At 64.2% G+C, this 25,263-nt stretch carries 19 protein-coding genes; 11 read left to right on the top strand and 8 right to left on the bottom strand.

Annotated features, from left to right (window positions below):
• The first annotated feature begins 108 nt into the window (after positions 1-108).
• The gene (locus tag GPA21_RS07455) at positions 109-2,094 is read left to right on the top strand and encodes a TRAP transporter permease (protein WP_168987575.1); all 1,986 of its coding nucleotides are present in this window, start codon (positions 109-111) and stop codon (positions 2,092-2,094) included.
• Positions 2,095-2,141: 47 nt separating this feature from the next.
• On the opposite strand, the gene GPA21_RS07450 is transcribed toward GPA21_RS07455, so the two are convergent.
• Positions 2,142-2,588 (bottom strand): PaaI family thioesterase, encoded by a 447-nt coding sequence (locus GPA21_RS07450; protein ID WP_168987574.1) that lies wholly within the window; start codon positions 2,586-2,588, stop codon positions 2,142-2,144.
• The gene (locus GPA21_RS07445; protein WP_168987573.1) at positions 2,585-4,027 is read right to left on the bottom strand and encodes an enoyl-CoA hydratase-related protein; all 1,443 of its coding nucleotides are present in this window, start codon (positions 4,025-4,027) and stop codon (positions 2,585-2,587) included. Before GPA21_RS07445 ends, GPA21_RS07450 begins: the two co-directional genes overlap by 4 nt.
• A 328-nt stretch (positions 4,028-4,355) precedes the next feature.
• On the opposite strand from GPA21_RS07445, the gene GPA21_RS07440 reads away from it, so the two are divergent.
• The 8 genes from GPA21_RS07440 (at position 4,356) to GPA21_RS07405 (ending at position 14,890) form a co-directional block, all read left to right on the top strand.
• Positions 4,356-5,552 carry an acyl-CoA dehydrogenase family protein gene (locus GPA21_RS07440; RefSeq protein WP_168987572.1) on the top strand — a complete coding sequence of 399 codons (1,197 nt, stop codon included), beginning with the start codon at positions 4,356-4,358 and terminating at the stop codon, positions 5,550-5,552.
• 11 nt (positions 5,553-5,563) lie between these two features.
• Positions 5,564-6,682 (top strand): acyl-CoA dehydrogenase family protein, encoded by a 1,119-nt coding sequence (locus GPA21_RS07435; RefSeq protein ID WP_168987571.1) that lies wholly within the window; start codon positions 5,564-5,566, stop codon positions 6,680-6,682.
• Between the two features lie 77 nt (positions 6,683-6,759).
• Positions 6,760-7,692, top strand: coding sequence for a 2-hydroxyacid dehydrogenase (locus tag GPA21_RS07430; protein WP_168987570.1), 933 nt, complete (start codon positions 6,760-6,762; stop codon positions 7,690-7,692).
• Between the two features lie 45 nt (positions 7,693-7,737).
• On the top strand, positions 7,738-9,105 hold the full coding sequence (locus tag GPA21_RS07425; RefSeq protein WP_168987569.1) for a hypothetical protein: 1,368 nt from the start codon (positions 7,738-7,740) through the stop codon (positions 9,103-9,105).
• A gap of 536 nt (positions 9,106-9,641) precedes the next feature.
• Positions 9,642-10,052 (top strand): hypothetical protein, encoded by a 411-nt coding sequence (locus GPA21_RS21415; RefSeq protein WP_479686192.1) that lies wholly within the window; start codon positions 9,642-9,644, stop codon positions 10,050-10,052.
• An 84-nt stretch (positions 10,053-10,136) separates the two neighbouring features.
• Entirely contained in the window at positions 10,137-11,141 is a 1,005-nt protein-coding gene (locus GPA21_RS07415; RefSeq protein WP_168987567.1) for a hypothetical protein, read from the top strand.
• A 105-nt stretch (positions 11,142-11,246) separates the two neighbouring features.
• Positions 11,247-12,911: an energy-dependent translational throttle protein EttA gene (ettA, locus tag GPA21_RS07410; protein ID WP_168987566.1), complete on the top strand. Its 1,665-nt coding sequence runs from the start codon at positions 11,247-11,249 to the stop codon at positions 12,909-12,911.
• Positions 12,912-13,075: 164 nt separating this feature from the next.
• The gene (locus GPA21_RS07405; protein WP_168987565.1) at positions 13,076-14,890 is read left to right on the top strand and encodes a diguanylate cyclase; all 1,815 of its coding nucleotides are present in this window, start codon (positions 13,076-13,078) and stop codon (positions 14,888-14,890) included.
• Positions 14,891-14,920: 30 nt separating this feature from the next.
• Here GPA21_RS07405 and GPA21_RS07400 read toward each other — a convergent pair whose 3' ends face one another.
• From GPA21_RS07400 to GPA21_RS07385, 4 genes are all read right to left on the bottom strand, one after another.
• Positions 14,921-18,112 carry an efflux RND transporter permease subunit gene (locus GPA21_RS07400; protein WP_168987564.1) on the bottom strand — a complete coding sequence of 1,064 codons (3,192 nt, stop codon included), beginning with the start codon at positions 18,110-18,112 and terminating at the stop codon, positions 14,921-14,923.
• Positions 18,102-19,196 (bottom strand): efflux RND transporter periplasmic adaptor subunit, encoded by a 1,095-nt coding sequence (locus GPA21_RS07395; protein WP_211163481.1) that lies wholly within the window; start codon positions 19,194-19,196, stop codon positions 18,102-18,104. Before GPA21_RS07395 ends, GPA21_RS07400 begins: the two co-directional genes overlap by 11 nt.
• Positions 19,197-19,284: 88 nt before the next feature.
• Positions 19,285-20,157 carry an EamA family transporter gene (locus GPA21_RS07390; RefSeq protein WP_168987562.1) on the bottom strand — a complete coding sequence of 291 codons (873 nt, stop codon included), beginning with the start codon at positions 20,155-20,157 and terminating at the stop codon, positions 19,285-19,287.
• A 40-nt stretch (positions 20,158-20,197) separates the two neighbouring features.
• Positions 20,198-20,677 carry an LEA/WHy family protein gene (locus tag GPA21_RS07385; RefSeq protein ID WP_168987561.1) on the bottom strand — a complete coding sequence of 160 codons (480 nt, stop codon included), beginning with the start codon at positions 20,675-20,677 and terminating at the stop codon, positions 20,198-20,200.
• A gap of 199 nt (positions 20,678-20,876) precedes the next feature.
• Between GPA21_RS07385 and GPA21_RS07380 the strand changes: the two genes are divergently transcribed.
• Together GPA21_RS07380 and GPA21_RS07375 are read left to right on the top strand one after the other, a co-directional pair.
• A complete protein-coding gene (locus tag GPA21_RS07380; RefSeq protein ID WP_211163480.1) occupies positions 20,877-21,761 on the top strand; it encodes an SAM-dependent methyltransferase in 885 nt (294 codons plus the stop codon).
• A 13-nt stretch (positions 21,762-21,774) separates the two neighbouring features.
• On the top strand, positions 21,775-22,212 hold the full coding sequence (locus GPA21_RS07375; RefSeq protein ID WP_168987560.1) for a thioesterase family protein: 438 nt from the start codon (positions 21,775-21,777) through the stop codon (positions 22,210-22,212).
• Between the two features lie 53 nt (positions 22,213-22,265).
• On the opposite strand, the gene GPA21_RS07370 is transcribed toward GPA21_RS07375, so the two are convergent.
• Positions 22,266-24,413: an EAL domain-containing protein gene (locus tag GPA21_RS07370; RefSeq protein ID WP_168987559.1), complete on the bottom strand. Its 2,148-nt coding sequence runs from the start codon at positions 24,411-24,413 to the stop codon at positions 22,266-22,268.
• Between the two features lie 127 nt (positions 24,414-24,540).
• Positions 24,541-25,263, bottom strand: a 723-nt coding sequence (locus GPA21_RS07365) for a PQQ-dependent sugar dehydrogenase (RefSeq protein WP_168987558.1), incomplete at its 5' end; no start/stop codon positions are given.

Below are 25,263 nucleotides of genomic sequence, written 5' to 3'. Positions count from 1 at the left end.
GACCGGCCATCGACCGGCAACTCACCGGCGCGCCTGCCCGCAATGGCGACAGGCGTGCCGTTTTCTTTCTGAGCGCGTTGCTGCTCATCGCCCTGGAACGACACTGACATGAGTGCTGCCGCCAAGGAAAGGCAAGAGCAGGAGGGCACAGGCACCCGCGAACTGACGAGCGTATTGCGCTTCGTTCCGGGCACCCTCGCCAGCCTGCTGATCCTGCTGACCATCGAGTTCCTGTTCAACCTGCGGGTTTTCGGCGTACCGATGCTGGAAACCCAGTTCTATTACGCGGTCGTCGCGTTGATGCTGCCCCTGGTGTTCCTGCTCTGGCCGGCACACCGGCACGCTTCGCGCACCAGCGTCCCCTGGTACGACCTGTTGCTGGTGGTCGTCACTTTCGCCACCTGCGGGTACTTCGTCTATCGTGCCGAGTCGATTCTCGAGCGCGGCTGGGCTTTCGCAGCGCCGGCCGAAGCAGTGTGGATGAGCTATCTGTTGTGGGCACTCATCATAGAAGCCGCCCGGCGCGCGGGCGGGTGGCCGATCGCGCTGATCGCCGGCCTTTTTTCGCTCTACCCGCTCGTCGCCGACATCATGCCGGGTCCGATCCAGGCCTTCCCCTCCACGCTGGAGCAGGCCGCGATGTACCACACCATGAGCACCGAGAGCGTCATGGGGGTGCCACTACAGGCTTTCGCCGGCCTGGTGATCGGCTTCCTGGTGTTCGGGGTGGCGCTGCAGATGACTGGCGGCGGCCAGTTCTTCATCAACCTGGCCTTCGGAATCCTCGGACACGTCCGTGGAGGCCCGGCCAAGGTCGCGATCTTGTCCAGCGGCCTGATGGGGTCGATGAGCGGCAGCGTGATCACCAACGTGATGACCACCGGTGTGCTGTCGATCCCGTCGATGCGTCGCGTGGGCATGAGCCGTTCGTTCGCGGGCGGCGTCGAGGCCTGTGCCTCCACCGGCGGCGTGCTGATGCCGCCCGTCATGGGCGCCACCGCGTTCGTGATGGCGATGTTCCTGGAAGTGCCCTACGCTGCCGTCGCGCTGGCGGCCATCGTGCCGTCGGTGCTCTACTTCCTGGGGCTGTTCATCCAGATCGACGCCTATGCCGGGCGTTACGACCTCAAGGGCCTGCCCAAGGCCGAATTGCCGTCGATCCGCAAAACCCTGAAGGAAGGCTGGTACTTCATCTTCGTGTTCGCCCTGCTGATCTGGATGATGATCCACATGCAGCGCGAGGCGGTCGCCCCGTTCTACGCGACCGCGCTGCTGCTGGTGATCAACCAGATCCTTCCCTATCACCGCTGGGGCTGGAAGCACGTCGGCAAGATGCTGTCGTCCTCGGGCAAGCTGTTCGCCGAACTCATCGCGATTCTCGCTGGGATCGGCATGCTGGTGGGCGCGCTGTCGATGACCGGACTGTCGGGCACGATCTCCAACGACCTGATCAACCTTGCCGGCGGCAATGCCCTCGCGCTGCTGCTGATGGGTGCCTTCACCTGCTTCCTGCTGGGCATCGGCATGACGGTCACTGCTGCATACATCTTCCTCGCGGTGGCGCTCGCGCCGGCCTTGGTCCAGGGCGCAGGGATGAACGCGATGGCGGTGCACCTGTTCCTGCTGTACTGGGGCATGCTGAGCTTCATCACGCCGCCTGTGGCACTCGGCGCTTTCGCCGCGGCCACGCTCGCAGGATCCAAGCCGATGGAAACCGGGCTACAGGCGATGCGCCTGGGCAGCGTGATCTACTTCATTCCGTTCATGTTCGTGCTGAACCCGGCGCTGATCGGCCAGGGCGAATGGAACGAAGTGGCGGTCGCGGTCGGCCAAGCGCTGCTCGGCGTCACGCTGTTCGCCTCGGCGATGCAGGGCTATCTGGTGTTCGTGGGGAGTCTGTGCGCGCACCGCATCCTGCAGTGGCCGATCCGCACCCTGCTGCTGGTGGCAGGTCTGTGCGTGGCCTTGCCCGGCGGCGGCGCGGTGCCATTCACGCATGGCGAGCTGCTGGTCGCCGGCCTCGCAACCGGACTGCCGGCAATCGTCCTGGCGATAGTCCTCAACCGCCTCAAGGCCAGGCAAACGGCTCCCTGACCAGAGGGCGGTACCGATTCGCCGGGCGCTCGCGCCCGGCGAACTTCCTACGCATCGCTGCCTCGGTCGCCGAACACCAGCTTGAAGGTCCCCATGCCTTTCGCGACCAGCACGTCGTCACGGTCCTTCACCCAGGCTTCGCAGAACACGGTTCGCGCGGTGCGGCTAGTGACCTCGGCCCGGCACTGAACCCAGTCTCTTGCCGGGCGGATGAAGCTGGTGTGAAGGTCCACTGTCAGCACGCCCCTGGAAGCCGGCTCGGACAGGCGCGAGGCGCTGCCCATGGCGACGTCGAGCAGCGTCATGATCAGACCGCCGTGACCGGTGCCCATGCTGTTGGTCATGTGCGGACCGAGCACCACTTCGGAGACCGTCCAGCCCTCGCCACGCGCCACCCCCCGGATGCCGCAATATTCCAGGAACGGAATCCGCAACCCGAAGTAGTCGTGTTCGGATTCATCGTTTCCAGCCAACGGGACGCCCGCCTTGTTCATTCCCGCACCTCCTGTGTCTGCGCGGCGAGATCCGCCTGGTAGAGCGGGCCCCCGAGATAACGTGGATAGCCGAAGCCATGAACCGCGATGACGTCACCGTCGGCTGGCCGGTAGAGTCGCGACCCGGCACGCGCGTCCATCAAGGCTTGGCCGAGCGCGCGATCGGTATCGGCTTCACCTGCGCCCGCGAGCGATCCGCCCACGGTGGGCAGCAGCAAAGCATCGGCACCGGCCGGCGTGCACACGACCATCGCACCGAGGCGCTCGCCCAGGCCGAGTGCGAGCGAAATCAGCTCCGGCGTACCGGCACCAACCTCGAGGCAGGCGATTCGACCATCACGCAGCGCCAGCGCGACCGGCACCTCACCGCCCTGGTCATCGACGAGCGATGCGGAAAGCACCGTGATGGCACGCCCAAGCACAGGGACACTCGCAAGAGGCGTCAGCCTTGCCGCCGGCGTGCCTTCACCGCCGCTTCCGAGGCCGGCCTGCAGGCGCTCGACCAGTGCCTGCGTCCCGTCCGGCACCTCGCCCTCGAGTGCGACCGGGCGCCAGGCTGCCCGCGCCTTGACGCCGGGCACCCGCGCACATTCACGTTCGGCGAAGAAGACATGACGCAAAGCCCGCGATTCCGGCGACGACATCAACGCCACGAAGCGCTTGCGCTCTTCGGCCACCGCTTCGTCGAACGGCAGGCTGGCCGCGAGCGCGACGGCCTCGAGCCCTGCCAGTGGCGCCGGACAACCGGGAAAATCATGCGCCAACGCCTGCGCGAGGCTGGCCTGCCATGCCTGAAGGTCGCCATCTAAATGCACCAGCAGCGTTCGTGTATCCGGACGCCGCGCCGATGCCGCGATGCGGTCGAAGAAAGCGGCAGCGGCCACGGACAGCGGCTGGGACCGAACATCGGCGAGTGCATCGACCAGACCTACCCCGGCCGCCTCGCTTGCGGGCACGTTGTCGCCGCGGGTGACTCGCGCCGCGGCGAATTCCATTCCGGTCAGTCGGGGCAGCAACTGGGTTCCCCAAGCGCCGGGAATCAATCCAAGATTGACCTCCGGCAGGCCAAGGCGGGCCGATGGATCGGCGACGCGATAGTGACAAGCCATTGCGAGCTCCAGTCCACCACCCAGCGCGGCGCCATGGATCGCGGCGATCACTGGCTTGCGGCACGCGAACACCCGTGCCAGTACTTGTCGCAGATCGGGCGCTCGGGTCGAAGCCGGCGTGCTGAACTCGCGGACATCCGCACCGGCGCAGAACAACCGACCCGCACCGATCATCACCACGCCCGCGATGCCGTCGTCGCTTTCGGCCGCGTCCAAGGCCTGCACGATGCGCTCTCGCAGCGCATGACCAAGCCCATTGACCGGCGGGTTGTCGAGCGTGATCAGCATCAGCTTGGCCCCCTCGGGGCTGGTAAGGCGGGTAGCTTCCATGTATTTCTCCGTGATGGTTTGCCTGCGGCTGTGCGCAAAACCCTTCCCAGCACCGCCGTACGAGTCCGAAGCATACCGCAAACCGTCTGCTAAGCAGACACGTCGTCTGCAATCCAAACCGGATTGGGAACTGCGTCGCATGCCGGGGACTCCGTCAACCAGCGCACGCTGATTGGTAATAGCGCGACACAAGTGTTGCCATTACAGCGCGATTTCCGGTTGCAACAATGAGGATGATCAATTATTCTTCGTCTGCATTCCAATCCTTATGTCTGCACTGCAGTCCTTAGCAACGAACATTGTTGCTCTGCCATCCTGAGAGGCCCGCATGGATCTGAATTTCACCACCGAAGACCAAGCCTTCCGCGAGGAAGTACGGTCTTTTCTGCGCGATCACCTGCCGTCCGAAGTTCGCCACAAGGTCTTGAACGGCCTTCCCCTCGAGCGCGACGATTACCTGGCGTGGCAGCATGCGCTGCATGCGCGCGGCTGGGGGGGGCCATCGTGGCCGGCGGAATTCGGCGGCACCGGCTGGACGGCGGTCGAACAATACATTTTCGACGAAGCCTGCGCGGAAGCCGGCGCACCGCGCCTGGTTCCCTTCGGGCTCAAGATGGTCGCAACGGTGATCATGGCCTTCGGCAACAAGACGCAGCAGGAGCGCTTCCTGCCGCCCATCCTCGCCGGAACCGAGTGGTGGTGCCAGGGCTACTCGGAGCCCGGTGCCGGCTCCGATCTCGCTTCGGTCAAGACGCGGGCGGTGCGCGATGGCGATCACTACGTGGTCAACGGCCAGAAGACCTGGACCACGCTCGGCCAGTACGCCGACTGGATCTTCTGCCTGGTGCGCACCGATGCGGACGCCAAACCCCAGCGCGGCATCTCCTTCCTGCTGATCGACATGAAGTCGCCCGGCATCACGGTGCGCCCCATCATCACGATGGACGGCTCACACGAAGTAAACGAAGTCTGGCTAGAGGATGTGCGCGTCCCCGTCGAGAACCTCATCGGCGAAGAGAACCGGGGATGGACCTACGCCAAGTTCCTGCTCGGCCACGAACGAACGAATATCGCCGGCATTGGTACCGCCAAGCGCGAACTCGCCCGGCTCAAGCGGATCGCCGCGAGCGAAACCCGCCACGGCCTTCCCCTGCTGGAGGATCCGTTGTTCTCCGCGGAGGTCGCCCGGGTGGAGATCGAACTGATGGCGCTGGAAATCACCAACCTGCGCGTGCTGTCGGCCGAAGCCGAGAACAAGGCCCCGGGGCCGGAAGCGTCCATCCTCAAGATCAAGGGCAGCGAGATCCAGCAACGCCTGCTCGAACTGATGACCGAGGCGATCGGGCCGCACGCGCTGCCCTTCGACCGTGACGCGATGACCGCCGGCTACCAGGGCGACTATCCGCTCGACGCATACGCGCGCACGCCGACCTGGCAGTACCTCAACCTGCGCAAGCTCACGATCTACGGCGGGTCCAACGAGATCCAGCGCAACATCATTTCCCAGATGATTCTGGGTCTGTAAGGGGCAGATCGATGGATTTCTCTTTCACCGAAGAACAGAACATGCTCGTGGACACGGCCGAGCGCTTCGTATCCAAGGAGTACGGATTCGAGACCCGCAACCGCATCATCGCCAGCGAAACCGGCATGAGCGAGACCGTCTGGCAAGGACTCGCGGACCTCGGTCTGCTCGCGCTGCTCGTGCCCGAGGAAGATGGCGGCCTGAACGCCGGTCCGGTCGAGACCATGCTGGTGATGTCCGCCCTCGGCAAGGGCCTGCTGGTCGAGCCTTATCTTGCCAGCGCCGTGATGTCGACCCGGGCGATCGCGACGCTCGCCAGCCCCGACCAACGCGGAGAGTGGCTGGAGCGGATGCTCGGCGGCGAGTTGATCGTCGCCTTCGCGCACGACGAGCTTGGCACGCGTCATGAACCCCTGGCGATCGAGACCCGCGCCACACGCATCGGCGCGGGCTACCTGCTGGACGGGCGCAAGTCAGTGATCCGCCACGCCTCGCAGGCCGGAATGCTACTGGTCAGCGCCCTGGTCGAGGACGGCGTCGCGCTGTTCGCGCTCGACCGCGACACACCGGGCGTACGCCTGGCCGGCTATCCATCGGTCGACGGTGCCCGCGCCGCGGACGTGTTCCTGGAACAGGTCTATCTGCCGGAATCCCGCCGCCTTGGCCAGGGCGACGCCAGTGACGCACTGCTCGCGGTCCTGGACACGGGCCTCGCCGCGTTGTGCGGCGAAGCCTTGGGCGTGCTGCAGCGCAGCCTGGACACCACGATCGAGTATGCCCGCACCCGCAAGCAGTTCGGCGTGCCGATCGGCAAGTTCCAGGCGCTCCAGCATCGCATGGCCGACATGCTGATACATGTCGAGCAAGCCCGCTCGATGACTTATCTCGCGGCGGTCCGGGCACTGGATGGCGACGCGGCCCGGCGCGCCACCGCCTTGTCCGCGGCCAAGGTCGTCGTCGGCGAGGCCTGCCGCTTCGTCGGACAGCAGGCGGTGCAGATTCACGGCGGCATGGGCGTCACCGACGAGCTCGATATCTCGCATTGCTTCAAGCGGTTGTTCGCGATCGAGAAGACCTTCGGTTCGACGCTCGATCACCTGGACCACTACCGCAGGACACTTGCCGCCTGACGCGCCGAAAAGTTACATTCCCTCCCTCTTGTCGCCCCGTTCGCGGGGCGTCTTTTTTAGTCGTTGCGAGATCCCAAATGCCGAAGATCCTGTTTGTCGCTGCCGACCCGCGGCCCGAACGCTGGACCAACGAGATCGAACGCGAGCACCCCGAGGCCGAAGTGATCGTCTGGAAGGACGACGGCCAGGTCCACGATGCCGAGTATGCCGTGGTGTGGCGCCCGCCCGCGAACCTGTTCGCGCGCGAACGCCGGCTCAAGGCCTTGTTCAACCTCGGTGCCGGCGTCGACGGCCTGCTCGGCCTGGAGGCATTGCCGGCCGGCGTGCCGATCATCCGCCTCGAAGATGCCGGAATGTCGGTACAGATGGCCGAGTTCGTCATCCACCAGGTCGTCGAGCGCACCCGCGACATGGCGGTTTATCGTGAGCAGCAGCGCGAGGGGCTGTGGCGGATCCATCGCCCCATCGAACGATCGAAATGGCCGGTCGGGGTGCTCGGGCTGGGTCATATCGGCGCACGCGTGGCACGATCGCTCGCCGCGCTGGATTACCCTGTCGCCGGTTGGGTGCGCAGCGAACGCGAGTTGGGCGGCATCGAGGTCTTCAGCGGCAAGGCGGGACTGCAGGCGATGCTCGCCCGCACCCGCATCGTCGTGAATACGCTCCCGCTAACCGACGAAACCCGCGACATCATGGATCATGCGTTCTTCTCGGCGCTGCTTCCCGGGGCGGTGCTCATCAACGTCGGCCGCGGTGAACATCTCGTGGAAGAAGACTTGCTGCGGGCGATCGTCGACGAGCATGTCGCCGCAGCCACGCTGGATGTATTTCGCGAGGAACCGCTGCCGGCCGAACACGCATTCTGGCGCACCCCGCAGATCACGATCACCCCTCACGTCTCGGCGCGCACCTTGCGCGAGGCGACCATCGCGCAGATCGTCGCGAAGATCCGGAACATGGAGGCCGGCGCTGCGGTGTCGGGAGCGGTCGACCCGGCCCGGGGCTACTGAACGCTGCCAGCCATGCCCCCTGCCTCCTGGCTGTTGCCGCTGGTCATGGTACTCACGCTGGGCTATCAGCTCAGCGGCACGCTCGCGCTCGCGCTCGCCAGCCATGTCGCCCTGATCGCCTATGTCGCGCTCGAATGGCCACGCCTGACCCGGCTACCGCGGGTACTGGTCACGATAGCGACCGTGATGATCCTGACCCTGCCCTGGTTCAGCGGCGATCCGCTGCAAGCCCTGCTCGAAGCCTTCAACCGTGCCGCGTGGTTCGGCACCTTCCTCGCCGCGCTGTCGTTTCTGCGCGAAGCCGCGGCCACTTCGCCGCTGGTCCGCCAGTGTGGCGAGGTGGTCATCGCACAGCCGCCCGCCAAGCGCTACGCCACGCTCAGCGGCGGGGCGTTCCTGATCGGCGTGTTGCTCAACATGGCGGTGCTGAATCTGCTCGGCACCATGGTCCAGCGCGCCAACACGCTGGCGGCTGCCGCTGGCCACCGGATCGTGCAGGAAGTCCGTGCCCGCAGGATGTTCAGCGCGATGATCCGCGGATTCGGCACCGCGCCGCTCGGCTCGCCGCTGTCGATCACGCTGGCGATGATCCTGTCGATGGTGCCGGCGGTGGATTGGCGCAGCGTGCTTCCGCTCGGCTTGCTGACCATGTTGCTGCTGCTCGCGTTCGGCTGGCTGTGGGATCAGCGCGAAGCGCCGCGCCATCTGGCCTCCCTGGTCGCGAAGCCAGTGTCTCCACCGCGGGGCTGGGTGCCGATCACGCGCTTCTTCGCATTGGCGTTAGCGGTATTCCTCGCTGCCGCGGCCCTCGACGAGTTCGCCGCGATTCCATTGCCGATCTCCATCCTGCTGACGGCCCCGGCCGCCGCGTTCGTCTGGATGATCAGCCAGCGCATGCGCCGGGGCTTGTTGCGCGCCGCGGGGCTTTCGGCGGCCCGTCTGCGGCGGCGCGCGCCCGACCAGTTCGGCAGCATGCGCACCGAAGTCTGCGTGCTCGCGGCCGCGGGGCTGATGGGGACGCTGATCGCGGCCGCCATCCCGAGCGAGACTTTCGCCGAACTGCTCCAGATGCTCGGCCTGGACGGCTTGCCGGTGGCGCTGCTGGTGCTGCTGTTGATGGCGGTCCTGCCGCAGTTCGGTCTGAACCCGGTGCTGGTGGGGACCATCATCCTGTCCTCGATGTCCCAGCCGGAGCTATTCGGCCTGTCGCCCACGCTGCTGGCGCTGGCCACCATGAGCGGCTGGACCATGGCGATCAGTTCGTCGCCGGTGACTACCTCCATCCTGATCGCCGGACGCATGGCGGGCGTGAGTCCGCAAGTGGCAGGTTGGTCGTGGAATGGACGCTACGTGATCGCCGCCACCGGCCTGCTGTGCGGGTGGCTGCTGGTGCTCGACCGCATCGTAGGCTGACACGCATGAGTGCCGGACAAGCCGTGCAACGCTGCAGTTTGTCGATCCGGCCGGCCCGCCATAGGATCCCGATTCCACGGCAACGCGGGCCGCTACTGCGACCTGCTCCAGACCGGAACCGCCTTGCGGCCGATGATTTCACGGATGTTTTTTTCCGAAGCACGCGACTCCGCTCCTCAAACTCATTCTATTGGTCAGGAGCAACCACTCACTGTGCTTCCAACGCCGGCGATCGGCTGACATGGCCTGTACTTCATCGCACTTCTGTCCGTCCTGGCGATGGCGCTCGTTGCGATCCCGTGGCGCCTTGCCTCTCGACGTCAGAGCCTGCCGTGCCTAGTCTGGGTGCCTTGGCTTGTGGAGCTGGATAACCCATTCACGAAATCCATCCGTGCCAAGTTCATCGTCGAGACGCTTGGGCTTTCACCTGGAGTGGTCGTCGTGGATGCGGGTTGATCCCGGGCGCCTGACCGTGCCATTTGCCCAAAAGCGTTGGCCGGGACCGTCTTGTTGTCGCACTCGATGTTCAGCCTGGCATGCTCGCCAGGGTAAGGAGCAAGACAGAGGCGGCCCATCTGACCAATGTCCATTTTCTCGAAGCAGGGCTCGACGACGGAAAGCTCCCAGCCAATCGCTTTGATCGCGCGGTCCTGGTAACCGTTCTGGGAGGTTCCCAACCGCGCCGATGCCCTGCTCCAATTGTTCAATGCCCTGAAACCTGGCGGCGTTCTAGCGATCGTCGACGTGACTTTGACCCGCATGTTCAGACTCGCCGCACCGTCACCAACCTGGCGACCTCTTCTGGTTTCTGGAAGCATGCGCTCTTCGGTCAAAGTCTTGCGTACGTCATGCACTTTGAGAAGCCGAATCAACCGGGTTTGGCGCATGAGCTCCTGGAGGTGACGCCTTGGTACGGGCGGCAACTACGTAGGATGTTGACGCCATGATCAATATCTGGCTTCAGAGCCCATGCCCACGAAGCAGTTGGTGTCTAAAATGCTCGAAAACCACTCGAATGGGACGGCGTCGGCATGGAGACAAACACCACTGAGGACCGCGAAGAATTGATCGCAAGGCTGAATTTGCAGCGCAAGGCGGCGATCACCATGGGGGGCGCGGTAGACCACGCGGGCCATGTGAAGGTGCAGCCCATGGCGGGTTTCGATTTGAACCGCACCATCTTCAAGGGGTTGGAAGGCATTGCCCGCAAGGCAATGCACGAGAGGCTGGCCAGGGAGTTGGTCTGGGATCGCACGTTCGCGGCCGAAATCGAGGCGGCCTATGCTGCTGTGCAGGCCACCCAACCCGCGCCGAAGATCGACGAGAGGCTTGTCCGGTTCATGAAGGAGGAGTGCGACTTCAGCATGGAGCATGCTGACGGCTCCTTCCTTGAACACTTGGTGTTCTGCCACGATTACGCGGCCCGCCACTATCCAGGGCATTCGCCGAACGTGGCCCTGCTGCATTCGATTCTTGGAACTGCGACCAACACCTTCGCCATGGAGGCGGACAAGCTGCCCAGGTTGAAGGCGTTGTTGAGCGAGTTCGAGGCGATACAGGTAGAGGCCTTTCCCTCGGTTCTGAGGTTGTTCTACACCGGGCTGCTCGATGAGCTTGAACGGAACCTCCACCGCCTCGACAAGCTCAAGGCCCTGCAGTGCCATCGGGTGATTGACAACGAGCCGCTGCGAATCGACGCCGACAACCTCTGGATCAACCTGAACTACCACCTGATGCACTTCGTCGACTTCATGCCGTCGGCCAACCGGTCGACGCATCGGTCTGATCCGCTGCTGCAGATGTTCGAAAGACTCTCCAGCTTGCTGGATCGCGCGGGTCAGCGGCAGGCCAGGGTCGAGGTCAGCTTTCCGAACACGAACACGGCTCCGTTGGGCGAGACCCGTACCTTGTTTGGACAAGTCAGTGACTTGCTGCTCACCCCGGCGGTCAAGCTGAAGCTCACACGCAAGTCCATCCGGAAGTATTCAGAGCAATGCGGTCACGACCTGAGCTACCAGCTTGAATGGGCAGACTGACAGCTTGATCGCCTTATATCGATGAGGACGGGGCACGGGGCGTGATCGGCGTCGCCGGCAGTGTTAAGCTCTGCCCCGTCGCAAACCAACCGGACCGGATACTTCATGGCCCAATACGTCATGTCGATGCTGCGCGTGAACAAGGTTGTTCCGCCCAAGCGTCAGATCATCAAGGATATTTCCCTCTCTTTCTTCCCCGGCGCCAAGATTGGCCTGCTCGGCCTCAATGGCTCGGGCAAGTCCACGGTGTTGCGCATCATGGCCGGCGCGGACAAGGAATACGACGGCGAGGTGCAGTGGCAGCCCGGCGTGCGCATCGGCTACCTGCCGCAGGAGCCCGAGCTCGATCCGGCCAAGACGGTCAAGGACGAGGTGGAGTCCGGCCTCGGTGAGATCGTCGAGGCCCGCCAGAAGCTCGAGGAGATCTACGCCGCTTACGCTGAACCGGATGCCGACTTCGACAAGCTGGCCGAGGAGCAGGCGAAGTACGAGAACGTGCTCGCCGCAGCGGGCAACGACGTCGAAACCCAGATGGAAATCGCCGCCGACGCGCTGCGCTTGCCGCCCTGGGATGCGGTGATCGGCAACCTCTCTGGTGGCGAGAAGCGCCGGGTCGCGCTGTGCAAGCTGCTGCTGTCCCGCCCGGACATGCTGTTGCTCGACGAGCCCACCAACCACCTCGACGCCGAGTCGGTGGAGTGGCTGGAGCAGTTCCTCACCCGCTTCCCCGGCACCGTCGTGGCGGTCACCCACGACCGCTACTTCCTCGACAACGCGGCCGAGTGGATTCTCGAACTCGACCGTGGCCACGGCATTCCCTGGAAGGGCAACTACTCCTCCTGGCTGGAGCAGAAAGGTGACCGCCTGGCGCAGGAAGCCAAGCAGGAAGCCGCCCACATGAAGGCGATGAAGCAGGAACTGGAGTGGGCGCGCTCCAACCCCAAGGCCCGCCAGGCCAAGTCGAAGGCGCGTCTGGCGCGCTACGAGGAAATGGCCAGCGTCGAGTACCAGCGCCGCAACGAAACCCAGGAAATCTTCATCCCGCCGGGCGAGCGCCTCGGCGACAAGGTCATCGAGTTCAACGGGGTCAGCAAAGGCTTTGGCGACAAGCTGCTGATGGACAAAGTCAGCTTCAGCGTGCCGCCGGGTGCGATCGTCGGCGTGATCGGCCCGAACGGCGCCGGTAAATCGACGCTGTTCAAGCTGATCCAGGGGCTGGACACGCCGGATTCGGGCGAAGTCGTGGTCGGGCCCACGGTGAAGATCGCCGCAGTCGACCAGAGCCGTGAAGGCCTGGCGAACGACAAGACGGTGTTCGAGGCAATTGCCGAAGGCGCCGATGTGCTCACCGTCGGCAAGTTCGAAATGCCCAGCCGTGCCTACATCGGCCGTTTCAACTTCAAGGGCGGTGACCAGCAGAAGATCGTCGGCAACCTCTCGGGCGGTGAGCGTGGACGCCTGCATCTGGCCAAGACGCTGATCGCCGGCGGCAACGTGCTACTGCTCGACGAGCCCTCAAACGACCTGGACGTCGAGACCCTGCGCGCGCTTGAAGACGCGCTGCTCGAGTTCGCCGGCTGCGCGTTGATCATCTCGCACGACCGCTGGTTTCTCGACCGGATCTGCACCCACATCCTCGCCGCCGAGGGCGAATCGCAGTGGACCTTCTTCGAAGGCAACTTCCGCGAGTACGAGGACGACAAGAGGAAACGTCTGGGCGAGGAAGCTGCCAAGCCACGGCGCATCCGCTATAAGCCGATTACGCGTTGATCGGCCTGACGCGGTGAATTAAGCAAGTCATCCGGCGCGCCCTCGGGCCGCCGGATTTGAATAGATGGCACGGAGTGAAGCCTTGGCGGCTTTGGAACGCGTTACGGAAATAAATGCTTAGACTCCCCTACGGGTCGAACGCTGGATCGGAGCAGTCTGCAGTCTTGAAAGCCGCCCTGTTGTTTTTGCTCGTCATCCTGTCAGCCAGCTCGCATGCCGACCCCGAGCGCCGCGTTCCGCTGTCCGTCGAAGAAAGAGCCTATCTGGCTCAGCTTGGGCCTGTCACCGTCGCCCCTGACCCGGACTGGAAGCCGTTCGAATACATCGAAGCTGACGGCAGTTTCACCGGGATCGCGGCCGACCTGCTGGACCTGATCGCCGAGCGACTGGGCATTGAGTTCAACTACGTTGTTCCTTCGGACTGGGACGAGGCGATCGCACTGTCCCGCTCCGGCCAGGTACTTGTTCTGCCCTTCCTGAACCAGACGCCTGCGCGCGAGGAGTGGCTCATCTTCACCGAGCCGCTGTTCGTCGACCCGAACGTATTCATCACAAGGGAAGAACACCCCTTTATTGCGGATGCCCGCTCGCTCGACGAGAGGGTCATGGTGTTGCCCTCGGGTACGGCTATCGAGGAGCGCGTTCGTCGTGACTTTCCGAATTTGCGGATTGTCACCGTGCCGAGTGAGCGCGATGTCTTCCGTATGCTGGAAGAGCGCAAAGCCGACCTCACCTTGCGCTCGCTCGCAGTCTCGGCTTACACGATTCGAAGCGAAGGCTGGTTCAACCTCAGAATCAACGGGCAGGCGCCACAGCAGTATGAAAACAGGCTGCGCATGGGCGTACTCGAGACCGAACCCATGCTGCGCGACATCCTGAACAAGGGCATTGCCACGATTACGCCTCAGGAGCGCGAGCAGATCGCCAACAGGCACATCAACATAACGGTGATCCAGCCCTTTGACTACACCTACGTGCTGCGCATCGTGGCCGGCATCCTGCTTGTTGTTTCACTGGTTCTGCTTTGGAACTATCGCCTGCGCCAGCTCAACCGTGCGCTGGCCGAAAGCGAGCGCAGCAAGGCGGTTCTGCTGGCCAACCTGCCCGGCATGGCTTACAAGTGCCGCTTCGACGAAAAATGGACCATGCAATTCGTCTCGGAGGGTTGCCGTGAGTTGACCGGCTACGAACCGCAGATGCTGGTTAATAATCGCGAGGTGGCCTTTGTCGATCTGATCGACCCTGCCTATCGCGATTACTGCGCGCAGTCATGGGCTGAGGCACGCGAGACCGCACAACCTGCGAAGCTTGAGTACCCGATCAATACAGCGGACGGCAAGCAGAAGTGGGTCTTCGAGCAGGGTGTCGTGCTCGAGGATGCGCGCACCGGCACGTTCATCGAAGGCCTGATCATCGACATCACGAGCCGCAAGCAAGTCGAGAACCTTCGATACCACGAATCCACCCACGACGAGTTGACCCAGTTGTTCAACCGCCGCTACATGATGCGTCGTCTCGAGGACGTGCTCAAACGCCATGTCATCGATCGTTCGAAGTTCAGCGTGGCGATGATCGATGTCGATCACTTCAAGCGAATCAACGATCGCCACGGCCATCCGGCCGGAGATCTGGTCCTGCGTGAAATGGCAGGAATCCTCAAGCGAGGTTTCAGAGAGCAGGATCTGGTTGGTCGCTACGGCGGAGAGGAGTTCATCGTCATCGCAGTCAAGGTCAACCGCGAACAGACCCACCGGCTTTTCGAGCGCCTCCTGGAAATGATCCGTAATCATCAGTTCGAGTACGAAGGTCAATCCATTAACGTCACGATCAGCGCTGGCATCGTCAACTCAGAAGAGCCGGGACTCGACTTCAAGCTTGCGTCCATGATCTCCTTGGCCGATCGACGGCTGTATGAAGCCAAGGCCGGCGGTCGCGACCGCTTTTCGTCGTTCGATATGGACGCACCCGGGGCGGAGTGACACTCACCCGTCCCTCGCGGTCAGCAGATTTCAGCTTTCGGTTTGCCCGAGTTTGTCATCCCGATCCGGCGCTCTTCCTGTCAACCACGCACCCAAACGCTCCGCGCTTCCCACCAGAATCAGATAGAGACAGGGCACGACGATCAGGGTCAGGATCATCGAACTGGTCAGCCCGCCGATCACCGACAAGGCCAGCGGGCGCATGATCTCGCCGCCCTCCCCCAGGCCAATGGCCAGCGGGAGCATGCCCATGGCGGTCGTGGAGGTGGTCATCAGAATCGGGCGCAAGCGCACGCTGCCAGCCTCGACGATGGCGTCCCGCATCGCCAGCCCGTTGCGACGGCCGATCTCAATGTACTCGACGAGCAGAATCGCGTTGTTCACGACGATCCCAATGAGCAGAATGCCACCGAGCAATACCGGCGCGGAAACCGGGGTCGCGGTCAGCGTGAGGATGATGGACACGCCGACCAGCGACAGCGGCGCGGCGGTGATGATGACCAGCGGGTTGGCGAGCCGGTCGTACTGCACCGCGAGCACAACGAACACCAGAAACACCGCGAGCATGATCACCAGCGTCAGCTCGCGATTGCTTTGCTCGATCGTTTCCCACTGTCCTCCGAACAGCAGCCCGTATTGCTCTGGCAACGCAAGGTCGGCCAGGCGCGACTCGACCTCGCGCATCACCGTGCCGGCATCGGCGACCGAGGTGTTGATGTCGGCCACGACACGCATGATCCGGCTCTGGTTCTCGCGCAGAATCGTCGCCGGCCCCGTCCCAAGCTCGAAGTGGACTACGTCGCGCAGCAACACCGCGCTGCCGTTGCCGCGCGCAACCAGAAGATTGCCGAGCACCTCGGTGTCGCCCACCGCAGCGCCTGGAAGCCGCACCCTGACGTCGTACTCCTGACTGCCGGACGTGAACCGCGTGGGCACCGCGCCGTCCACCGCGTCGCGAATCGCCCGCCCGACGTCTGCGACGCTGAGACCGAATTCGGCCGCACGTTCGCGATCCACCCTGACACGAACCAGCGGACTCTGGTCGTCGGTGCCGGCATCGACGCCCTCGAGGCCCGGCACACCGTCCAGTCGTGCCGCCACCTCGCGCGCCAGCAATCTGAGAACATCGAGATCCGGGCCGACGACGCCGATCGCGAGATCGTTACCGGTGGCGGTGAAACGCAAGCCGCGAATCACCGGCGGCCGGGCGAAGATTCGGGCGCCGGGCAGTTCCAGCGCACGGATCTCGCGCTGGGCATCGAGAATCCATTGTCCGGCCGGCACATCGGGACGGTCGTCAACGCTCACGAGCTGGACCAGGAACTGCGCCAGTCCGGAGCGCTCATTGACGACCCCGCCCCATAGCGACCCGCCGGCCAAGGTGAACACACTCTGCACATGCGGCATGCCGCGCAACACGTCTTCGACCTGCCGCGCCATGGCCTGCGTGTCTTCAGGGGGCGTCCCTTGGGGCAGCGCCACACGGACGTAGACGTTGCCGTCGTCCATTGGCGGCAGGAATTCGTTGCCGAGCTGCGAGAACAACCACGCTGCACCCACCAACGAAGCCGCAGCCGCGGCAAGCACCAGCCAGCGCAGGCGCAATATCCAGGGCAGCAAAGCACGGTAAACCCCGGTCAGCCAGTCGATGAGGCCACCGAAGGCACGCAAGGGCAGGCTGCGATTCAGACCGCTCTGGAAACGCACCCGGCCGAGCTGGGCGGCGAGCATTGGCACCACCGTGAGTGCTGCCGCCAGCGTCGCGACGATGGCGAAGGTGATCGTCAGGATCATTTCGCGGAACACCAGCGCGGCGACACCCGTCACCAACAGAAACGGGACTACCGCCGCGAGGTTGGTGAGGGTGCCGGCGGTGATGGCCGTAACGACCTCCGCCGTGCCTTCGCGGGCGGCCTCGAGCGCTGGCTTGCCGAGCTTCTCACGATGGCGCGAGATGTTCTCCAGCACGACGATGGCGTTGTCGAGCAGAAGCCCGACACCGAGGGCAAGTCCGCCAAGACTGATGATGTTCAGCGTCAGCCCGCCCACTCCCATGAGGCTGAAGGTCGCCATCAGTGCGATCGGGATCGACAGGCCGATGATGAAGCCCTTGCGCAAGCTGGCGAGAAACAGCAGCACCACCAGCATCGCAAGCATACCGCCGAGCAGCGCCGCCGAGCCCACGCTGGTCAGGGCGCCACGAATGAAGTAGGTCTGGTCGCGGAACATCTGGTACTGGATGTCGGGCGGGATAAATCCGGAGCGCTCGAGGCGCACGAGCGTCTCCTGCACCTCGTCGGCCACCTGTACCGTGTTGGTGCCGATCAGCTTGAAGACCTGCACCTGGGTCGAGGGCACGCCATCGAGCCGCGCAAACACCCGCTGCTCGCGATGGCCGTCGCGCACCTGCGCCACTTCGGCCAGGCGAATGCTGCGGGCGGTGCCGGGCAACCTCAGCAGCACGTTGTCGATCTCGGCCGCGCTGGTGAACTTGCCTTCGGTCTTCACCGAAACGTCGAAAACCTCCGAAGTCATGCGGCCGCCGGCGATCTCGACGTTCTCCGCCGCCAGGCTGCTGACGACGTCGGCGAGGGTGAGCCCATAGGAGCGCAAGCGCTCCTGATCGACCACCACCTCCATCTCACGCACCATGCCACCACTGGCCTCGACCGAAGACACACCCGCAATCGAGATCAATTGCGGCATCAGGCTGTTTTCGACCCACTCGCGCACTTCCGCCTCACTGCGCACATTCGAGCCGAACCCGCCCTCCCAGACCGGTGTCTGCCCGGGATCGAATTTGCGGATGCGCGGCGGGTTGATATCGCCCGGCATCCGTGAGCGGGCCTGCTCGAGATAGCGCGCCGCGTCCTGCAGCGCGAAGTCCAGATTGGTCCCGAACTCGAAGGTCAGGTCGACGTCGGTCCGACCCTCCCACACGCGACTCTGGATGCTGGTCACCCCCTCGGTGGCCGCGAGGCTGCGTTCGAGCACCCGCGTGACCTGCTCCTCCACGACCTCCGGCGCGACACCCGGATAGGTCACCGTGACGCGAATCTGCGGGTACTCGATCTCGGGCAACAGGTCGATAGGCAGCTGACGCAGGAAGAAGAAACCGAGCACAAACACCACCGACGCCAGGGCCATGGTGCCGACCGGTCGCGAGATGGCCAGCGCGGCCAGACCGCCGGTGCGAGTGCGCGCATGCCGCTCACCTGACATCGGCGCCATTCCTCATGCTCACGACGCGCACCGCCTGCCCGGCGCGCATCTCGATCGGATTGCTGGCGAGCACCTTTTCGCCCACGCGGAGTCCAGCCGCCACCTCCACCCACTCGGCCCGGGTCACGCCGATCTCGATGTTGCGTCGAACGAGCGCGCCGTCGTCGATCGCGAACACGTAGTGCCCGTCATCGTCCGCACCCACTGCAGCGACCGGCACCACGAGCACGTCGAGGCGTTGATCGACTCGCGCCCTGACACGCGCAAGAAAGCCTGGGCGCACCCCGAGCCCCGCGGCCTCGCCGGGCAAGGCAATCTCGACCGTGGTCTGCCGGCTCACGGACTCCGCGACTGGAAAAATGCGGCGAACCGTACCGACGAGCTCCAACGCGGGCAGGGCATCGATATGCACCGCCAGGGTCTGGCCAACGCCCAGATGCACGACATCGAGCTCCGAGACACCGACCCTCACCACGAGCTCGTCGAGCGCGGTCAGTTCGAAGAGGGTTGCCTGAGCCTGCACCGCCTCACCGGGTTCGACATGTCGTGCAGACACCACGCCCGCGATCGGCGCCGCAACCGTCGCGAAGCCCACCCGAGTTTCCCAAAGCGCGCGCTCACTCTCGGCAACCTCCAGCGCCACCCGCGCGGCATCGAGTTGCGAAGCGCTGACCGCGCCGCGTTCGCGCAGCTCGCTGGCACGCCTGAACTCCAGACGGGCGGAGTTTTCCTCGGCTCTGGCGCGCACGAGCTCGGCCCGTGCTTCGGACAAATCCAGTGTGGCGAGCACCCGCCCCGCGGCGACATGCTCCCCCTCCTCGACCGTGACGGTTTCGACCAGGCCGGCACTACGCGTGGGAACCCTGACCCGCACCCGTGCTTCGACGGTTCCGGAAACCGACAACTGACGGTACAGGTCGCGCGGCTGGATCTCTATGGCGGCCACCGGCACCAGCGGCCCCGCAGAAAGGGTCGTCGCCGTCGGCGCTTCTCCTCCACACGCCGCAACGCTTGTCATGACAAGGAGAGCAAGCACTCCGCGAATGCGCCACCAGGTGGCTTGGGGCCGTTGCGAAACCTTCAAGAAAACTCCAGACGTAAACACAAGGAACAAACCAATCATCCGACTGACACCCGTGTGCCCGACCGGTTCGTCAGAGAGGCCGGCCGGTTCATTCACGCTGGGCAAAGGCAATGCCGGCCAGAATGAGCAACAGCGCCGCCACTGCGTTCCATTGCGGGCGCTCGCCCAAGAACAGCATACCCATGCCGACCGCCCAAAGGGGGATCAAATAGTTGATCTGAGACAGAAAGGTCGGCCCGGCCAGCGTGACCAGCCTGAAATAGCCCACCGTAGCAGCCGCGGTCGAGACCAGACCGAGGGTTGCGACCGCCATCAATGCCCCTTGAGGCACATCGGCAGGCACTCCCAGCGGCACACTCATCGGCATGCTGAGCAGCGCGGCGAAACCGAGTACCGCCGCAGAAGTAATCCAGACATCCGCCGCGGGCCGATGGCGCGCGAGAATCGTGTTGACCGCATAGGCGAACGCACCGCCGAGAATGGCCAGTTGCGCGACCAGGATCTCTCCGGATCCGCCCAGCTGAACAAGCGCCTGCGGGCCGACCAATACAACGATACCGACGAAGCCGATCAGGAAACCGATGATCCGGTTTCGCCGCAAGCGCTCGCCGTCCACGAAAAAATGCGCAAGAACCAGGGTAGCGAGCGGCATCACCGCCATCAGAATGCCGGCAAGCCCGCTGTCGACCCGTTGCTGCCCCCAGGTGATGAGCATGAACGGCAGCACATTGCCCACGACTGCCATCAAGCCGAGGTGGAGCCAGGCGCGACCGCCTCTGGGCATGCCTCGCCCGAGCACCACCGCGACCACTGCGAGCACCAGGGCGGCAAGCACCAGCCGCCCGGTCACCACCTGCGCCGGTGCGAGGCTGCCCACCGCGATCTTGGTCAGCAGAAAGGAGCTGCCCCACATCGCGACCAGCGCGAAAAGCAGCAGCCAGTGACTCAGCGGATGGCGCACACAGGCCCCCGGCAGGAACCGCTCGGCTCTGAGGCCCTCATCAACGGCCCCCCGCGCCGAAGAGCGTAAGCTCGCCAGTCTCCTCGAGCGTCAGCCGTTGCGGCAGGCCGGCGACGTCCAGACGGGCCCGGAAAACGTAGGCGAGGCGATCGCGACTGGCGTCGGTGAGCAAGTCGTTGAGCAGGCGGATACTGCCAAGGAGATTCACCCCGGCCTGCAACTCGATCTCGGACTCTGCATAGGGCGGCACTCTCGCGAGATTGCCGGCAACACCGGTAAGCAGGCGCTGACCCTCCAGCTCGACGTCATAGCTGATGCCGCGAAGGTCGATCGCCACCGGATTCGGGTTGATCACCCGCAGACCGATGAGAAAGCGCGGCGACAGCCCCTCGCTCGGCAACAAGCGGAAACTGTCCAGCGTCACCGTCGGGGCCTCGAACGGTCCACCCCGGATTCCAGAGCATGCTGCGAGCGTCAAACCGCCCAAGGCAATCAAGACACGACGTCTGTCGAAACTCATCGAATATCTCCGTTACGTTGCGCGGCATCCGTCATCGGTGAACAGCGCCTTCTGACGCGGGATTATCCCGTGTTCGGAGCGGCAGGTGTGAGCCCGCGTTTCTCAGCGCCCCTGAACCCCATGTAACATGGATACCCTTTCGCCTGCTTCCGCGACGCTTGATCGTCGGATCCGCTTCACCTCCCGTTCAGGAACCTGCATGACCGGCCATCGCCGCACCTTCCACTTGTTCCATATGCCGCTTGCCTTCGCGCTCGCGGCAACGATCACCGCCTGCAGCGACCGCACGCCCGCGGGTGCCACAAGCGGCAGCACGTCGGCAGTCCCCCCCGAGCCCGAAATCAGGCTCGACGTGCCCTTCGTGCCCACGCCATACGAGATCGTCGCCAGCATGCTGGAAATGGGTGAAGTTGGGCCGGAGGATCATCTGATTGACTTGGGTTCAGGTGACGGACGCATCGTCATCGCAGCGGTGCGCGACCGCGGCGCGCGCAGCGCCGAGGGCATCGATCTCGACCCGCAGCGCGTGGCCGAAGCGCAGGAGAACGCACTCGCTGCAGGCGTGGCCGATCGCACGAGCTTCGAGCAAGGAGACTTGTTCGACAAGGATTTCTCGGCCGCAACGGTGCTGACGCTGTATCTCACTCAGGACATCAACCTGCGCCTGCGCCAGCGCATCCTGGAGACCTTGGCGCCGGGCAGCCGGGTAGTCTCGCACGTCTTCGACATGGGCGCCTGGGTGCCGGACCGTCAGGCACCGATGGGCTCGGTCAACATCTACGCATGGACCGTACCGACGCGCGTGGAAGGACACTGGGAACTCACGCAGGAAGGCGAAGCTTTCGGCACCCTGGAGTTCGAGCAAAGCTTCCAGATGATCGGTGGCACTGCGACCGTTGACGGGAACGAGATAGCGGTTTTCAGGGGACGAGTCGACGGCAGCCGCGTGAGCTTTCAAATTGCGGAGCATGTGCTTGTCGGCGACGTGGTCGGCGACCGCATGACGCTCTCTGCCGAGGACGGTGCGAACTGGCAGGCCTTGCGCACATCCAGCCCCTCAGAAACGCCTACGACTCCCCGCTGACGGAGAACACCCAGTGGCACGCATCAACATTGAACAACCTGAACAACACGCGTTTTCAACCGAACTCGAAATCTACCTCACCCATATCAACCATGCGGGTCATGTCGATAACGCCCTGCTGCTGACCCTGGTTTCAGAGGCGCGCCAGCGATTCTTTCGGTCGATGGGCTACAGCCAGACCGATGTCGAGGGCGTGGGCATCGTAGTGGCCGACGCCGCGGTGCAATACCTTTCCGAGGCTTTCCATGGCGAAACTCTGGTGGTCGAGATGAGCGCGCTCGACTTCAACAAGTATGGCTGCGACCTCGTCTGGCGGGTGCGCGAGCGCGAAAGCGGACGCGATGTCGCGCGGGGCAAGACCGGCATCGTCTTCTTCGACTATGCGGCCCGCCGCATCGCGCCGGTGCCGCCTGCATTTCGCAGCCAGGCCGACCAGTCTCAACGCGACTGATAGCCGATTCTCGCAGCCACGGCAGAAAGCACTGACGGCACGCTCAAACCAGGCTACCGGCTCGCTTCCGTCTCCGCGCTGAAAACCGACTCGATCGGCTCCGGCCTGCCGACCGCATATCCCTGGGCGAAGTCCACGCCGTGGGCACGCAACCAGTCGATCGTCGTCGGCTCTTCGACGAACTCGGCGATGGTGCTGAGCGACAGGGTCTCCGCGACCCGGGTAATCGACGCCACGATGGCCTGATCCACCGGCGACTGCTCCAGGTTGCGGATGAATGAGCCATCGATCTTGAGATAGTCGAAGGGAAAGGACTTGAGGTAGTCGAAGGTCGCCAGCCCGGTGCCGAAGTCATCGAGCGAGACGCTCGCGCCGACGGCCCGCAGAGCCCGGATCAGACGCAACGCGGCATCGCGATTGGCGATGGCCTGGGATTCGGTCAGCTCGAAACACAATATCTCGGGATCGATCTTGTGTGCCTGGATCCTCTCGGCGATCCAGTCCGGCAAGGTGGGGTCCGACACCGAGCTACCTGACAAGTTGATTGCGAATTTTCGAATCCGGCCTGCCGCCCGCCGGTTGCGCACAATGTGTTCGAACAACCGGTCGATCACGTAGCGATCGATCGCCCCCATGAGGCCAGCGGACTCGGCCGCACCCAGAAACTCCCCCGGCGCAATCACGCGACCATCGGCACGTTTCCATCGCAACAACACCTCACCATGCAGCCCGTGTCCGTGTGTGTCGTTCAATGGCCTGATAGGCTGAAGGTATAGCACCAGCTCGCGTGTCAGCAGCGCGGCCTTGATGTCTTCCACCAGAACATGTTGCCGCCGTCGTTGCGCCGCGATCTCCACCGGATCGGCGACCACGACGAAGCGCTCGCCGGTCAGCCATTGCGCGACCGAGACACTGTCGACCGCGGTGGCGAACACCCCATCGCTTTCCGCCCCCTCGACCGGCACCAGACTCATGCTCGGGCGAAGCATCACCGTTCTGCCCTGAAGAGTCAGACCGCGACCATCTATCCGTCGGTAGAACGCCAACATGCGCTCTCTCACGGCTCCGACTGTCTCCGGCAAGAAGCCGGCATACAAGCCGCGGCCGATGCGGCCAAACTCCGCTTCCCGGTCGCCATCGGCAAACTCAGCGGAGATCGAGCGCTCAAAAGCGTCCGAAGCCGCATGCCCGAGGATGTCGCCGATACTGTCGAAATCCTCGATTCGGAGCACAACCAGAGTCGCAGCTCCCTGGCCGTTTCGGGTCAGACGGTCACGCAGACCGTTCTCGTTGAGCAAGCCGGTGAGCGGATCGCGTACCGCACGCTCCTTGGCCGCAACCAGCATCTGTTGTCGCTCCCGCGACACCGCGGCGAGCACCTGTATCGAGATCGACAGCGCCAGCACCTGGACCACCAGTTGCACCAGCTCGGCATAGCCGACCACGTCCTCCGGCACTGCCCGGCGACCGATATAGACCATCAGCATGGCCGCGAGCACAATCAAGCCATTGACAACCATCGGCGAGGATCGCAAGGCTGCCCATATCAGCAGCGGAACGAGCAGATAGCTGACCATCCAGCCGTACTCGGCCCGTGTGACGAAAGCGAGCAAAAGGACCAGCAGGGCGGCAACCGACCACTTGCGCAGGAACAGGCCGTCCTCGCCAACCAACCGCCCACGCTGCGCGAGCGCATCGAGCAGCAGGGGAGCGAACAAGACGACGCCGATTGCCGCTGCAACCCAGTAAACGAGCACGATCTCCCACGAAGCGTAATCCGGGTAGAGTCCGCTCCATGCCAGCGCGCCACCGCCGATGACCGCTGCGACGCCGGCACCAAGAATGGCGCCGCGAAAGTAGACGGTCATCAGTCGCCGAAAAGCGCTCACTCCGATGAGAGGAAGCCGGTCCGGCCAGGCACCGACGACCCAGGCCGTGACCAGAACCTCCAGCACCAGCAGCGCCCACAGGACTGGGGTCAATCCAGCCATCGCCGCCCAGGCAAAGGCGCCGACAGCGACCGGCGCAGCCCAGAAACGCCCCGCGGCCAGCGAGAATCCGACCACGAGACCGGTGACCGGCCAGATCAGCGACGCCTCTCCGGACGGCGACGAGTATCGCGAGAGCGCGGTGACGAGCAGCGTGAATAATGTCGCCGAAGCGAAAAGCGCCAGACGACGCCGGGCGGAACTCGAAATCATCGGCAAGCGTAGTAACCGTTGGGAAGGGCGGCATCTTGCCCGAAGTCGCATCCGAGCATTAAGCACTTCGTCACAGTTTGGCGCGTCCGACAGTCGGGACAGGCGCCTCGACGCAGGAGCGTGCGACTCAGCCGGCCGGCTCGATCCGCAGAATCCGCCCGTTCGACTCGTCGAGCAGATAGAGCAGCCCGTCCGGCCCCTGACGCACATCGCGGATACGGCTGTTCAGCTCGGTCAGCAGTCGCTCCTGATGCACGACTTGATCTCCGTCGAGTACCAGGCGAAACAGTGACTGTCCGCGCAAGGCGCCGACGAAGAGGTTGCCCTGCCACTCCGGTATCCGATCGGCGGTATAGAAGGCCATGCCGGACGGCGCGATCGAGGGCGTCCACTGCACGACCGGCGCCTCGACATCATCCCTTTCAGTGGCCTCACCGATGCGCGCACCGGTCATGTATTCGCGACCGTAAGTCACGACAGGCCAGCCGTAGTTGGCACCCGCCACGCCAATGTTCACTTCATCACCACCCTGCGGACCATGTTCGTGCGTCCACAACACGCCAGTTTCGGGATGCAGGGCCGCACCCTGGATGTTGCGATGGCCGTAGGACCAGATCTCGGGCAGCACTCGGGCTTGGCCGACGAACGGGTTGTCATCCGGAATGGCACCGTCGGCCATCACCCGCACCACCTTGCCAAGATGGTTGTCCAGGGTCTGCGCCTGGTCACGATGAAAGAAACGGTCGCCCAAGCCGACGAAAAGACTGCCATCACGAGCGAACACGATGCGGGAGCCGAAATGGTGACGACCCGAGGGATCGTCGCGTTGTGCGAACACCGGTTCCAGTTC

This window comes from Azoarcus taiwanensis, assembly GCF_012910885.1.
GTDB classification, from domain to species: Bacteria; Pseudomonadota; Gammaproteobacteria; order Burkholderiales; family Rhodocyclaceae; genus Azoarcus_F; species Azoarcus_F taiwanensis.
Note: the sequence above shows the minus strand (reverse complement) of the source record. Positions and strands in the feature narration are given on the sequence as shown.

Excerpts from the sequence above, each read along its gene's own strand:
- ettA (WP_168987566.1), top strand. The coding sequence starts at position 11,247 with ATGGCCCAATACGTCATGTCGATGCTGCGCGTGAACAAGGTTGTTCCG.
- GPA21_RS07385 (WP_168987561.1), bottom strand. The coding sequence starts at position 20,677 with ATGAGTTTCGACAGACGTCGTGTCTTGATTGCCTTGGGCGGTTTGACG.
- GPA21_RS07435 (WP_168987571.1), top strand. The coding sequence starts at position 5,564 with ATGGATTTCTCTTTCACCGAAGAACAGAACATGCTCGTGGACACGGCC.
- GPA21_RS07450 (WP_168987574.1), bottom strand. The coding sequence starts at position 2,588 with ATGAACAAGGCGGGCGTCCCGTTGGCTGGAAACGATGAATCCGAACAC.
- GPA21_RS07440 (WP_168987572.1), top strand. The coding sequence starts at position 4,356 with ATGGATCTGAATTTCACCACCGAAGACCAAGCCTTCCGCGAGGAAGTA.
- GPA21_RS07425 (WP_168987569.1), top strand. The coding sequence starts at position 7,738 with ATGGTACTCACGCTGGGCTATCAGCTCAGCGGCACGCTCGCGCTCGCG.
- GPA21_RS07415 (WP_168987567.1), top strand. The coding sequence starts at position 10,137 with ATGGAGACAAACACCACTGAGGACCGCGAAGAATTGATCGCAAGGCTG.
- GPA21_RS07370 (WP_168987559.1), bottom strand. The coding sequence starts at position 24,413 with ATGATTTCGAGTTCCGCCCGGCGTCGTCTGGCGCTTTTCGCTTCGGCG.
- GPA21_RS07400 (WP_168987564.1), bottom strand. The coding sequence starts at position 18,112 with ATGTCAGGTGAGCGGCATGCGCGCACTCGCACCGGCGGTCTGGCCGCG.
- GPA21_RS07445 (WP_168987573.1), bottom strand. The coding sequence starts at position 4,027 with ATGGAAGCTACCCGCCTTACCAGCCCCGAGGGGGCCAAGCTGATGCTG.
- GPA21_RS21415 (WP_479686192.1), top strand. The coding sequence starts at position 9,642 with ATGCTCGCCAGGGTAAGGAGCAAGACAGAGGCGGCCCATCTGACCAAT.
- GPA21_RS07380 (WP_211163480.1), top strand. The coding sequence starts at position 20,877 with ATGACCGGCCATCGCCGCACCTTCCACTTGTTCCATATGCCGCTTGCC.
- GPA21_RS07455 (WP_168987575.1), top strand. The coding sequence starts at position 109 with ATGAGTGCTGCCGCCAAGGAAAGGCAAGAGCAGGAGGGCACAGGCACC.
- GPA21_RS07430 (WP_168987570.1), top strand. The coding sequence starts at position 6,760 with ATGCCGAAGATCCTGTTTGTCGCTGCCGACCCGCGGCCCGAACGCTGG.